We start from the raw sequence: 13446 nt of genomic DNA, 5'->3' as shown, positions 1-13446 counted from the left end.
CATGACAGAGCTTCTGAAAATCACTGATGCCGAACTCTATTATGATCATGTCTATGCCCTCAAAGGTGTATCGCTTACGGTCAATGAAGGGGAAACCGTTGCATTGATCGGAGCAAATGGCGCGGGAAAATCCTCGATTTTGAGGGCGATTACCGGGTTGAACAAGCTTCGTAAGGGCGAAATCCATTTCGAAGGTCAACGGCTTGACGGCACGCGTTCCGATGCAATTGTCGAAATGGGCATCGCTATGGTTCCGGAAGGACGCCGCGTTTTCCCCTATATGAGTGTTAGGGACAACTTGTTGATGGGTGCGTTTACCCGTTCGAGTAAGGCCGAGATTTCGAATACGCTTGAAATGGTATTGGGGCGCTTTCCCCGTTTGAAAGAACGATACTCACAGGCGGCAGGGACGATGAGCGGTGGTGAACAACAGATGCTCGTCATCGGGCGCGCACTCATGGCTAAGCCCAAGCTCCTGCTTCTTGATGAACCATCGCTGGGGGTAGCACCAAAGCTTGTGCAGGATATCGCCCGTTCTATCGTTGCGATCAACCGTGACGAGAAAGTAAGTGTCCTGCTTGTCGAGCAAAACTCACGCATGGCACTTCGAATATCACAACGAGCCTATGCTCTCACGACAGGAAAAATCGTTCTCTCGGGTAATTCAGAAGAGCTCATTTCCGACGAACGCGTCAAAAAACTCTATCTGGGCGGTGAAATCTAAATAACCAACCAGATCAGCAGCCGTGTCGTGGGGGCAAGACATGGCTGCTGAACTTTAATTTCAGGCGCAATGATAGCTAGTATGGCGGACCCGAAATTTGCTTCACTGCAAAGCAACCAACTGAGCGAATTTCGGGTCTAAAGCCATACCAGCAAATTATTAAATCTAGTGTGGTTTACGGATTTAAAGTTCCTCGAGGTGAATGCAGCGCGAATGATACGAACTTTAAATCCGTAAACCACACTAGGCAATTGGACAGCCGAAGAAGCGACAGTGACTCACGCTGTTAACTTGAAGCGCGAAAAACATTCAGAACGAAGCGCGCTTCAGGTCACCAACAACGATAAAAAACATGGTTTGAGGAAATGGACATACTTGTCATCAACCCCAATACAACATCGTCAATGACGAAGAAAATTGGCGAGGCTGCACGAAGCGTTGCCCTGCCCTCCACGACAATTACTGCGGTTAACCCCAAAGACGGGCCACCCAGCATAGAAGGTTATTTTGACGAGGTTTTCGCCATTCCCGGTATGATCGGTGAGATGCAAAAACATTCAAAGGCTGATGCATGCATTATAGCGTGCTTCGATGATACCGGTCTTGATGCGGCGCGTTGTGCGGGTACGATGCCAGTCGTTGGCATTGGCGAGGCAGCCTTTCATATGGCCAGCTTGATCTCGGGAAAATTTAGTGTGGTAACAACCCTCTCCCGCTCTGTGCCAGCAATAGAACACAATCTGGTGCGATATGGTCTGGCAACGCGCTGCTCACGCGTCCGAGCAAGTGACGTTGCAGTGCTGGAACTTGAAATACCGGGCTCTGATGCGCGCAAACGTATTTCTGAAGAAATAGCGCGTGCGATCCGCGAAGATCATGCGGAGGCTATTGTTCTTGGTTGTGCCGGCATGGCAGATCTTGCAGCGTCTCTTTCAAGCGAACACGAATTGCCTGTAATTGACGGAGTAACAGCGGCCGTCAAACTCTGCGAAGGCCTTGTAAGTTTGGGACTAAAGACATCCAAGCGCGGTGGTTATTTGCCGCCTAGGAGCAAAACGTTTCAAGGAATTTTTGAAAAATATTCACCCGATAGATAAACCTATGGGTCTTCAATCGAACTTAGCCAAAGTTTAAGCTCTATTTTACAAACCACGTTCCGGCATTTGTTGACACGCGATAAACAGGATTAGATATGTAAGTAAGCAAGATCTGAAATTACTCTGATCGCGGTCACTCCTGACACCGCACAGTTTATATCCGGTAGCAAATGAACTTTCTTAATAATCAGCCTGCGGACAATATTGAGACCCAAAATAATAACGGAGCCACACGATGGTACCCGGTTTATCAGGGACTGCGCGATGCTGTTGTCAGTCACCAACTGCTGCCTGGAACAAAACTACCTGAGGATGAACTTGCAACAATTTATTCGGTGAGCCGATCTGTCGTCCGGTCGGCCTTGCAAGCCCTCGCCCATGATCGCCTTGTCAGATTGGAACCCAATCGCGGCGCATTTGTTGCCGAACCCTCTCGTGAAGAAGCACGGGAAGTGTTTGAAGCGCGGACACTGATTGAGCCCGAAGTCGCAGCTATCGCAGCAAAGGTTGCGAAGGCGGAAGATATCGCAAAGCTTCGCAAACACCTGCAGGATGAACATGAAGCTCTTCATGCCGGTCGGGACAGTGATGCCATCAAACTGTCTGCCCGATTTCATCTTGATCTGGCCAGAATTGCTGGACATTCGATTTTAGCAGCTTTTGTTGCAGAGTTATTGCCCCGCTCATCGCTCATTATAGCCTTATACTGGCAACGCAGGGAAACAACATGCGAAAGCCACGCTCATAATGCGCTAATTGACTCAATAGAAAAACGCAGGCCAAACGAAGCATCATTTCTAATGAAAGCTCACATTTTAGATCTTTTAGACGGTCTAAATCTTAACAGAACCGAAAAAGATCATAAACGGCTATCAGACATACTTAAATAAAAAACAATATTACCAAAATTCGAAAGAAGGAACTTAAATATATTTTAAAAAATGACAGCTCCTCGCGCAAAAATTACACCGCGAGGAGCTATAAATTCAAACTTAATAATGAACCGACAAAGAATCGATAGGCGTTGTCTTTGGCGGCGCAAACTTTGTCAGATTGATACCTTCTACTGCCGAGCGATATTCTTCGATGCTTGGTGTACGGCCAAGGATGGCTGATAGAACCACCAGCGGCGTAGATGCCAGCAAGGATTCCCCCTTCTTCTCTGCTGTATCTTCAACAACGCGGCCCTGGAAAAGACGGGTGGAGGTGGCAAGAACCGTATCGCCTTTTCCAGCTTTTTCCTGATTGCCCATGCAAAGATTGCAGCCCGGACGCTCCAGATAGAGAATATTCTCATATTCGGTGCGGTTGGCAGTCTTTGGCTTCGCATCATCGAATTCAAAGCCAGAATATTTCTGAAGAATTTCCCAGTCGCCTTCGGCTTTCAGCTCATCAATGATGTTGTAGGTTGGTGCTGCGACAACAAGTGGAGCGTTAAATTCAATCTTGCCTTGTTTCTTTTCAAGGTTCTTGAGCAATTGAGCAACAATTTTAATGTCACCCTTATGAACCATACAAGAACCAACAAAACCTAAATCAACTTTCTTGTTGCCACCGTAATAGGAAACCGGGCGGATAGTGTCATGGGTATAACGACGCGAGACGTCGGCATTGTTGACGTCCGGATCCGCAATCATAGGCTCGTTGATTTCATCAAGATCAACAACAACTTCAGCAAAATACTTTGCATTATCGTCTGGTTTCAGCGCAGGCTTTTCGCCCGAACGGATTTCGAAAATACGTGCATCTGCCTTGTTGATCAGACCTTGTAATGTTTCAGCGGCATTATCCATGCCCTTGTCGATCATAATCTGAATACGTGATTTTGCTATTTCAAGCGATTCAATCAGTGTTTCATCTTCAGAAATACAAATCGAAGCTTTGGCCTTCATTTCCGCAGTCCAGTCGGTGAAGGTGAAGGCCTGATCCGCCAGCAATGTGCCGATATGAACTTCGATGACGCGCCCCTGGAAGACGTTGTCACCATGCTGTTTGAGCATCTGCGCCTGTGTTGCATGTACAACGTCGCGGAAGTCCATATAAGGCTGCATCGTGCCTTTGAATGTTACTTTAACTGACTGGGGGATCGGCATGGTTGCTTCACCAGTTGCAAGTGCCAGTGCAACTGTGCCGGAGTCCGCACCAAAAGCCACGCCTTTGGACATGCGTGTATGGCTGTCTCCGCCAATGATAATATCCCAGTCATCGACAGTAATATCGTTCAGCACTTTATGAATAACGTCTGTCATTGAATGATAAACGCCGTTCGGATCACGTGCTGTAATCACGCCAAAATTATTCATGAAGCGCATTAGCTTCGGAATATTGACCTGAGCCTTTTTGTCCCACACTGATGCAGTATGGCAGCCAGACTGATAGGCGCCATCAACCAGCGGCGAAATGACAGTTGCAGCCATCGCTTCCAGTTCCTGCGCAGTCATCAGGCCGGTTGTGTCCTGCGAACCGACGATGTTCACTTTTACACGAACGTCTGAACCGGCATGAAGAATTTTGCCCGGAGTGACACCAACAGCGTTGCGATTGAAAATCTTCTCAACTGCGGTAAGGCCCTGATTTTCTATCGTAATTTCTTTGTTTGGTGCAAACACTGGTGTTGGTTCGATGCCCAGCGTCTGTGCAGCAAATGTCTGGAGCTTCTTTCCAAAGACGATAGCATAAGAGCTTCCGGCCTTCATGAACTCCATCTTCTGCAGTGTGAAGGAAGATGCGACATCAACCAACTCACTGCCGTTTTCATCACGAAGTTTTTTATTTTTAGTGTCGATATTTAAAATAGTGCCTGTTTCAACGGAGAACTTTTGTTCAAGTATCGGGTTTCCGTCATTGTTGAGGATCGGCTTGCCATCTTCACCAGTCTTCTTAACCCAATTTTTCAGGTTGATGCCGATGCCGCCCGTCACGTCAACAGTCGTCGCAAAAATTGGCGAGATGCCGTTGGTGCCAGCGACAATCGGTGCGAAATTGACAAAAGGCACGTAAGGGCTGGATTGCTTTCCTGTCCACAATGCTACGTTATTGACGCCTGACATACGCGACGAGCCAACACCCATTGTACCCTTTTCAGCGATCATCATAACGCGTTTGTCAGGATGCTGCTTTTGCAACGCCACAATTTGCTGCTGCGCTTCCGGCGAAATCATGCACTGACCATGTAACTGACGGTCGGAGCGGGAATGCGCCTGATTTCCCGGCGACAGAAGGTCGGTTGAAATATCGCCTTCAGCGGCAATGAAAGTTACAACCTTGATTTCGTCATCGATGTCAGGGAGCTTGGTGAAGAACTCTGCCCTCGCATAGCTCTCAAGAATGTCTTTGGCGACCGGATTTTCTTTTGTATAGGCGTCACGCAGACGGAACATATCCGCGTCGTAGAGGAAAACCTGTGTTTTCAGAACATCGCCGGCTTTGGTCGCAATTGAAGCATCATCACCCAATGCGATATCCAAAAGCACTTCAACCGATGGCCCGCCCTTCATATGTGAAAGTAACTCGAGAGCGAAATCAGGCGTTATTTCCGGAACGACGGTTTCACCGAGAATAATTTTCTTCAGATATGCAGCTTTGACGCCTGCTGCACTGGTTGTACCCGGCAACGTGTTATAAATGAAAAAGTTCAACGCTTCTGCACGATGTTCATTCGCGCTGTCATCAATGAGGGCAGTGATTTCCGCTGTCAAGGCGCCATCATCAATCGGCTTCGGAGCGAGCCCTTGTGTTTCTCTGCTTTTAATTTCAGCGAGGTAATCCAGATACAGGGTCATCGTAATCCCAACGTCATTATGTTGCACGGCTTTGAAGGACAGCGCCGCCAAACGAGAATTTCAATCTGGCGGTTTATTATGGGTTTCGCGTACGCCAATCAAGGCCAGCTGACAAGATGCCGCATTTCAGCAAATAGTCGTAAACTTGCTAAAACGGGAATTTACAAGGAACATCGTATTCCACTTGTTCAAGTTACGCAGGCATAGGCCGCCCACTGAATAACTTCAAATTTTATCTGCCAGAGACTCATAAAAATGAAGCTATTTACGGGCAAAGCCGTTCAACCAGGAATTCAGAAGTGAAGCGTTCAAAGTAACTATTCTACCATACACTGCACAGCGCTATTTCAGACGACCTTGGCAGCAACAAGCGCAAATCCCCTTTAGGACCTTTGTGATAAATTTCTCCGACACCTCACGTTACCGCGATAATTGACTTTATTTTTAAGACGCCAAAGGAAATGTACAATTCCGGCGAGCCCATTAATATCCGTGAAGCTACCCTGTCGGCCCAAACGAACCGTTAGGAAAATTGAGTTGGCGTAGTTTTTGGATAAGATTTTATATTTTCCGCAGCGTATTTCACTGACTGGCTGGATATCTTACCCTGCTACGATTGATACCGTTCGACTATTCTTCATTTCATCGAGCGGCACCAACAACATTTATTACTCCATATTGCCATTCAAGCCGCGTCACAGTACTCAGCAATCTTAGAAAGAACACTATTTAATCCAATGTATACGGGATCAAAATGAGGCGCAAAGGTTGATTGTTCACTTTAACGACGTAACTGTTCAATATGCTGAACATACAGCGCTTTATCCACTCACGATATCTATCTCCGAAAAGAGGATAGGTATTGTCGGCTTAAACGGATCAGGAAAATCAACCTTTGCACGGCTTATAGCGGGCCTTGAAACAGTATCCTCGGGAAAAATTACTAAAGAAAATGTGCGCCTTAATGGGCGCGTGAGCTATATTTTTCAAAATCCGGCCAACCAGATCATAATGCCTACCGTACAGGAAGACATTGAATTCGGTCTTAAAAACCTTGTGGCAGATAAGAAAATGCGTGCAGAAGTGTCTAAAAATATGCTTTTGCAATTAGACGCCGAGCATCTGGCATCTCGTCGTGTGCACGAACTTTCTGGTGGCGAGTTACAACTTGCGGCCTTAGCATCAGTGCTGGTCACCGAACCAGAACTTATTATATTTGATGAACCAACAAACCAGCTTGATTTTAGAAATCGTAGAACTGTTGATCGGACCATTCACGGACTACCGCAGCAAACAATTGTCATCACCCATGATTTACAGCTGGTTGAAAAATATGACCGCGTTCTTGTTTTTCATGAGGGAAGACTCGTCGAAGACAACTGCCCTTCAATTGCCATTGCCAGATATTTGGAAGTAGCAAATTGATCCGCTCTCTTTATATAGATGGTGAGGGTTTACTTTATAAAACACCCATCAAACTGAAATTATTATTATTATTTTCGGTAGGAATTATTTTATATGTTACAAATAATTTTCCGTTACTGATATCAATATGCATCTTTTGTGGAATTATCTATTTTTCAATTCGGCAATCGCTTGTACCGGCACTAAAGCGATTACTTCCGATCTTTATAACTATTTTGATAGTTTCCTTATTTAGCTTTTTTCTCAGAGACAAAGAAGAAGCAGCTTTTCAATTGCTGAGGCTGACAAGTTTAATGCTTTTTGCGGCAGCGATAACTGCAACCACGAAGATAGGCGAATTCATTCAAGCAATTACAGATTTTTCCAAACCACTTGAACGGATCGGCATTGCCAACGCTGAGGATATTGGTCTTGCAATTGGATTGATTTTGCGCTTTGTACCCGAAATCTTGACACGCTACGAAGCAATACGAGACGCACACAAAGTGCGCGGATTGAAACTACGCCTCTTAACGATACTGCCGTCACTTATTATACTCACACTGCAGCAAGCTGATCAGATTGCGCAAGCGATCGACGCAAGAAATTTGCGGTCACGCTAAGAAGTCATCGAAACGAAAAGTGAAATCATGCACACCAAAGATATCGTTTTTGTTTCGCTGTTTGCCGCAATCATCGTAATTTTAGGCCTTATCCCTCCGATCACCCTCGGTTTTATTCCGGTGCCAATCACCGCTCAATCATTCGGCGTCATGCTCGCCGGCATGGTTCTTGGTGCTAAGCGCGGCGCGATTGCAGTCTTGTTGGTAATCACTCTTGTGACTATAGGGATGCCGGTTCTTTCAGGTGGACGGGGCGGACTAGCCGTCTATACAGGCCCAACTGTCGGCTTTTTTATCGGCTGGGTTCCTGCTGTGTTGACCACGGGCTTTATAGCACAAACCTTTATCAAACGGTCCCAAACTAATATTATACAGTTGGCAGGCTTTGCAATTGCGTCAATAGTCGGGTGCGTTATCGTGCTATACGCGGTGGGTATCATCGGGGTTATGTTGATAACGGGACTTTCATTCTATACAGCTCTGATAGGAGCTATGGCATTTATACCGGGAGACATTATCAAAGCGGTATTAGCTGCCATTGTTGCTCGTTCCGTTTTGATAAATTATCCTGTTTTACCTCAACAGCGATAAATCAATTATTTTCTGCGCATCATCAAAAGCCATTCAATTATACAATGTTTCGCTGATAGCTGATACTGATGTGGTTACCATTGGTGGATAACTGGCACATGTCTCGATCACATCCAGAATTATTAATGAACAGCGCCGTCATCTTAGGCGGTGCGCATGGTTCACTTGCTTTAGCACGAAGCTTGGCAAAACTAGATGTAAAAGTATTTTATATCACCAACGACAATCCCTTAACTCAATGGTCACGCCACATAAAAAAGACCATTTTTTGGTCCGGACCACAAACAGCTAATGCGGCGGAAGAGATCCTTCAAATCGCTAAATCATATGATCTGACCGGTGCGTTACTGATCCCCGCAGGTGATCAAGATGTAAAATTCGTTTCTCAAAACACCAAAATTCTTTCATCGACATTTGCGCTTATAACGCCGGAATGGGAACAATTAAGGTGGCTGTGTGACAAGCCTAACCTATATAAACGCGCAGCAGAATTACAAATCGCCCATCCAACAACTTACAAGATCACCGCTTTAGGCAATATTCACGAACAGAGCTTTCGTTTTCCGGTTGTACTGAAACCCAATATGGGCGGAGGCAACAGTGCCCTAGCTAAAGCTAAGGTGATAAGGGTTGATGACAAACCCTCCCTCATTAAAGTTTATGTTTCTGCGAGCCGTGAACTGGGAGCAGAGAATATAGTTATTCAACGCTTAATCCCTGGTGATGGAGATACACAGCTATCCTATGCAGCTTTCTGGCATAAAGGTACGCCAATCGGGGAGTTCACCGCTCAGCGAAGTAGGCAGTATCCCGTTGACTTCGGATTCACGAGTACGTTCGTAGAGACCATCAATTCACCCGAAGCCATAGACGCAGCTCGCAAAATTCTGAGTTCCGTTCATTATAGCGGGTTGGTCGAAGTGGAATTTAAACGAGACCTCACCGATGGTAGCCTCAATATTCTGGATGTGAATCCCCGTCCCTGGTCATGGTTCGCTTTGAGCAGTGTCACTAGCTCAAACCTTACCACAATGCTGTGGGACGCCGTGAATAATCGCGCGCCACAACCTGAAGTGCTGATGCAGCGTAACGCAGCTTGGATATATTTATCTCGAGACATAATAGCTGCCACTATACTAATAAGCAGAAGAAAGCTAAAGCTCAGAACCTATCTAGCGTCATTGCTCAAGGTTAAAGCATGGGCAGCGTTTTCATGGAGCGATCTAAAGCCCGGCTTCGCTGATCTTCCTATAACCGTCTATCGGGTATTAAAACGACGTATTTTCAATTAATGAAATAGAGTTTTCAGAAGGATCGGTCCAATGTGGCCTTTACACGCCGCTAAAAACGCCCTGAAATATAGGCTAATCAAGGGTGGACTGGAACTGACGTCTAATCCTCTTATGCACCGTCTTTTTCCTGAGGCAGGTGGGCGGGGCTTGATATTTACTCTTCATCACGTTCGACCTCAACAAGACAAACTATTTGATCCCAACGATATACTTTCCATCACACCAGATTTTCTCGAAGTTTCTATTCGTGCGGCCTTAGAACAAGGCCTCACTCCAGTTCACCTACACGACCTGCCAGACTTACTTAACAATACTACAGACAAGAGAAATTTCGTCGCCTTCACACTTGACGATGGATATAAAAACAACGCAGAATTTGCGGTACCCATATTTCGTAAGTTCAATATCCCTTACACTATTTTTATAAGCCCAGGCTTTGTCGACCGCAGCCGGACAATCTGGTGGGAAACAGCAGCCGCACTGACACGTGAAGCGAGCTCTTTTCGTTTTGACTTTGGCGCTGGAACAGAAACAGTACAATGCCAAACTTATACTGAAAAATTTACGGCCTTTCAGCGGTTAGCTAATCTCGTTCAATCCATTAACGAAGATGTTGCTGTCCAAAGGATCGACAACGCCGCACGGGCAAATCAAATTTCCCCGATAAATATCGTAGACGAACTTATAATGAGCACCTCAGATATCCAGTCACTGGCGTCCGATCCATTTGCTCACTTTGGCGCGCATACCGTAAACCATATTAATCTAAAGCGGGCCACTTCCATCCGCTTAAAACAAGAAGTAGAGGATTCAATAAGTCTCCTAAACCAAATAACGGGCCAGACGCCGCGCTCATTTTCTTATCCTTATGGCTGGAAGACCGCAGTTAGTGAACGTGAATCAAATGCTATTGCCGATGTTGGCATTCGTGTAGCTGTCACAACACAACCGGGCATCCTGACCTCAGAAAGCCTGACCCAACTTACAACATTACCGCGCGTTTCACTAAACGGACGCTTCCAGAAGCGCCGTTATGTAAAGGCACTGATTTCTGGAATACCATTCAAATTAATAAAATAGAGTTGATCACTCTTATAAAATTAAAATACAATATATTTTTTGAAAAAATAATACTCTTACAAATAATATATTAATATTAATCATAACTATTTATAAGAAACACAACAATTTTATAAAAGACAACAATTTTAGCTGTTTCATAACAGTTTTTGATGGTACGATACTTTATAAGACTTGGAGTGATGAATTAAGGGGTAAGTTCCACACGGCAGTGCCACGATGACTGAGGCAATTCCGCGGCCAATACGAAATAGTAAACAGAGCCTAAGAGGGCTCTCGAAGCGTTGCGGCATCAATCAGAAGACAGTTACGAAGTGGCGTAAACGCAATTCCGTTGTCGATCTTCCTGCGGGACCAAGGGAACGGCGTTCAACGGTCCTGTCGGTTGAAGACGATGCGGTTGTTTTTGCCTTTCGCAAACACACACTTCTGCCGCTTGATGATTTCTCTATGCTTTGCAGCCAATCATTCCGCACCTGACACGTTCATCGCTGCATCGTTGTCTCCAGCGCGATAGCGAGACCTGGCTGATGAATATGGCAACTGGAGCGGCGTCTTGCACCGATCTCGACGCTGGGTTGAGACCGGCGTCTTCGAAGCACTGCTTCAAGTTCTGGCTGATCTGGTCGAGCAGGATCAAACCGCCGTCATGATCGACAGCGCAATTGTCCGAGCGCATCATTTTTGCGGTCGGCATAAAACGGGACTCGGAAGATCGAGTCGTCTGGTCGATCACGCGACGGCTTCACCACCAGGCCCCATGCTTGGTGCAATGCAAAGGGCGGCCGATCAGCTTCGTGCTGACGCCTAAGACTCATCCTGAAAAGTGTGAAACGGTTTTCGGAACAAGATGCACGTTAAACAAAGAGATAGAGCTTTTCGAATGATTCAATGAAAACTGGAAATACTCTAGGCAAGTTCATGATACCCAAGGCTTTGCGCCCTTGTTCCGGATGATCTCCGATCGGATTGAAGCTTTCCTCGCCGACAAGGGTTACAATGCCGACGCCATTCGCGGCGAAATTGCCAGCAGTGACGTCGTGGCCGTCATCCCCTCAAAAAAAAACAGCCACGAGCCAATCACACACGACGAAGCCATGAAATCCTGTCTTGGCTTCGTCGTCATAGCCGCAGTCAAACTATGGGTACATTTTGTCCACGAGCGCTAAATTACTCTGCTTTATTACTCCTTACGGATAATTAAGAAGCTTCGCTATTTCAGTAGAGCATCAGTCACGTCGACATTGTCGAGTGCAGACAATTTATCCAGCGGTGCCAATTTCAGCTCATTCACGGCAAAGAGCCGTGGCAAATCGAACTTTATAAAGTTCAACCCGTCGTACGTGCGGATATAAAATTCGCTCTTGTTCAGGTCTGCGAGAACCGTCCATGACGTATATTCTGTCTCATATTCCTGCCCGGGCTTCGACGGCACCGATTCAAAATCCAATCCACCCGATTGCGGACGATCAATCGTAATACCACGCGGACGGTCAAAATTATTCATTATATGACCGAGCGATTTAATCGCGTTTTCAGGCTCAGGTTTTTCCGCATAAGTGGCGTAGTAAGCGGCGCGCACGAAACGGCCTACCGATGTGTTGGACGCAGGCAATCCAGCGGTAGCAATACCAGGATCTGGCTGAGAAACCTTGAGATCACCAAACTGGCCAGTCGATTGATCAAGATTTGACAAAAACGTGTAGTTATTCAGGTTGGTCAAATGCCACGTAAATTCAGGACCATTGGTCATCACACCAACAGGATTGTCGTAGACATTTTGCTTTTCGCTTGAGAACTCAATCACGATCGATTTCCCAGCACTGTCATGGACGACAAAGTGGAATGGCGTCTTAGCGCCATGCAAAGGCGCAAGCGATGTCAGAATAACCGTATTTTCGCTTAAGCTGGCCTTTACTTTTTCAGCGCTGTCAAACTGTCCGAGAACCCATGATCCGAGGTCAATTGCAGCAAGCATTGCCTTGGTCTTAGCAGCATTATCAGCAGGTCCAGAAGCACCAGCATAAGCCAGAACGCTGAACGTCAGCCCCTTTTCATTGATGCCTTCGACGATCTTCAGATCCTCAATCGTTTCATTTGGGACAACAATTGCAAAGATTGCATATTTCGATTCATACTTGAGCGGATCATGCCCATCAACGGCAGACGTGAACTGATGACCACGAGGAATAGACGCGGCCAAGTATGGCAGCTCTAACGACAGCTCCATCGTACGACCTGCATAGGATCCTGCTTTTGCGTCTTTGAACAATAGCGCAGTACAGGCAAGCCATAAATCATGTGAAGTCTGAAAAGTAGGCAAGTCGGTAAAAAACGGCAAAACATTTGACAACAAAGACACTTTTCATCCCCTTTGAAATATCAGACCTTTTCGAGGCAGCAGCCCAAGCCCTTAAGAGCTACCAGCTGTGTATATTGCATTCAAGTGATAAGAGCCGCGTATTGAAGGAATATGGTTCTGACTGCCACTTAATAATAAATATCACAGCACCATCATTAAATATGCGCGTGCTATCACGCGAAAGAAGATCATACGGCTTGCAGTCGAGGCTGGCTTCCCGTAACTCTTTTGTGGGGTAGGAATCTGTCTCATATTGCACGCATATCTTACGGAGACCTATTGCGTTGTCTGGGCCATCATTCTCTTTGTTAGGGGCATATTTCCCATCGTGGATGCTTTGTCTTCTCGTCGCGATCGTTATCACAATATTGCTGCGCGTGGTGTTTATTCGTCTTGGCGTAGACGACATCCTGCCATTTCGCTTGACAGCTTATACTGCAATCGTCATCGCGATCGCCTGCAGCCTCGCGCTTTTTGTGTATGGGCGATAA

General features: G+C 46.2%; 12 protein-coding genes and 2 pseudogenes. 12 read left to right on the top strand and 2 right to left on the bottom strand.

Annotated elements, in window-relative coordinates; all coding sequences use genetic code 11:
- The first annotated feature begins 1 nt into the window (after position 1).
- From U2P60_RS03590 to U2P60_RS03580, 3 genes are all read left to right on the top strand, one after another.
- Entirely contained in the window at positions 2–724 is a 723-nt protein-coding gene (locus U2P60_RS03590; RefSeq protein ID WP_313829250.1) for an ABC transporter ATP-binding protein, read from the top strand.
- A 365-nt stretch (positions 725–1089) separates the two neighbouring features.
- Complete coding sequence (locus tag U2P60_RS03585) at positions 1090–1821, top strand: aspartate/glutamate racemase family protein (RefSeq protein WP_313829249.1); 732 nt, start codon at positions 1090–1092, stop codon at positions 1819–1821.
- Positions 1822–1991: 170 nt separating this feature from the next.
- Positions 1992–2711, top strand: a complete 720-nt coding sequence (locus tag U2P60_RS03580) for a GntR family transcriptional regulator (protein WP_413571332.1) — start codon at positions 1992–1994, stop codon at positions 2709–2711.
- 102 nt (positions 2712–2813) lie between these two features.
- Here the strand turns inward: U2P60_RS03580 and U2P60_RS03575 are convergent, their stop codons facing one another.
- Positions 2814–5603 (bottom strand): bifunctional aconitate hydratase 2/2-methylisocitrate dehydratase, encoded by a 2790-nt coding sequence (locus U2P60_RS03575; protein ID WP_413571331.1) that lies wholly within the window; start codon positions 5601–5603, stop codon positions 2814–2816.
- 768 nt (positions 5604–6371) lie between these two features.
- On the opposite strand from U2P60_RS03575, the gene U2P60_RS03570 reads away from it, so the two are divergent.
- The 8 genes and pseudogenes from U2P60_RS03570 to U2P60_RS03535 all read left to right on the top strand — a co-directional run.
- Positions 6372–7028 (top strand): energy-coupling factor ABC transporter ATP-binding protein, encoded by a 657-nt coding sequence (locus U2P60_RS03570; protein WP_413571330.1) that lies wholly within the window; start codon positions 6372–6374, stop codon positions 7026–7028.
- Entirely contained in the window at positions 7025–7630 is a 606-nt protein-coding gene (locus U2P60_RS03565) for an energy-coupling factor transporter transmembrane component T family protein (protein ID WP_413571329.1), read from the top strand. The genes U2P60_RS03570 and U2P60_RS03565 overlap by 4 nt, the downstream gene beginning before the upstream one ends.
- 27 nt (positions 7631–7657) lie before the next feature.
- Positions 7658–8221: a biotin transporter BioY gene (locus tag U2P60_RS03560; RefSeq protein ID WP_413571327.1), complete on the top strand. Its 564-nt coding sequence runs from the start codon at positions 7658–7660 to the stop codon at positions 8219–8221.
- 98 nt (positions 8222–8319) lie between these two features.
- The gene (locus U2P60_RS03555) at positions 8320–9513 is read left to right on the top strand and encodes an ATP-grasp domain-containing protein (protein WP_413571326.1); all 1194 of its coding nucleotides are present in this window, start codon (positions 8320–8322) and stop codon (positions 9511–9513) included.
- Between the two features lie 30 nt (positions 9514–9543).
- Complete coding sequence (locus U2P60_RS03550; protein WP_413571324.1) at positions 9544–10593, top strand: polysaccharide deacetylase family protein; 1050 nt, start codon at positions 9544–9546, stop codon at positions 10591–10593.
- A gap of 219 nt (positions 10594–10812) precedes the next feature.
- A pseudogene (locus U2P60_RS03545) lies at positions 10813–11105 on the top strand (IS481 family transposase); the annotation flags it as partial.
- Between the two features lie 44 nt (positions 11106–11149).
- Positions 11150–11404: a hypothetical protein gene (locus U2P60_RS03540; protein WP_413572028.1), complete on the top strand. Its 255-nt coding sequence runs from the start codon at positions 11150–11152 to the stop codon at positions 11402–11404.
- Positions 11405–11516: 112 nt separating this feature from the next.
- Positions 11517–11762, top strand: a pseudogene (locus U2P60_RS03535) (hypothetical protein); the annotation flags it as partial.
- 44 nt (positions 11763–11806) lie between these two features.
- Here the strand turns inward: U2P60_RS03535 and U2P60_RS03530 are convergent.
- Positions 11807–12955 (bottom strand): linear amide C-N hydrolase, encoded by a 1149-nt coding sequence (locus U2P60_RS03530; RefSeq protein WP_413571323.1) that lies wholly within the window; start codon positions 12953–12955, stop codon positions 11807–11809.
- 284 nt (positions 12956–13239) lie between these two features.
- Between U2P60_RS03530 and U2P60_RS03525 the strand changes: the two genes are divergently transcribed.
- Positions 13240–13446 (top strand): YtcA family lipoprotein, encoded by a 207-nt coding sequence (locus U2P60_RS03525; protein WP_413571322.1) that lies wholly within the window; start codon positions 13240–13242, stop codon positions 13444–13446.

Source organism: Brucella sp. H1_1004, from assembly GCF_047308065.1.
Lineage (GTDB): Bacteria > Pseudomonadota > Alphaproteobacteria > Rhizobiales > Rhizobiaceae > Brucella > Brucella pseudogrignonensis_B.
The sequence above is the reverse complement of the archived record's forward strand: the minus strand, read 5'-3'. Positions and strand labels throughout refer to the sequence as shown.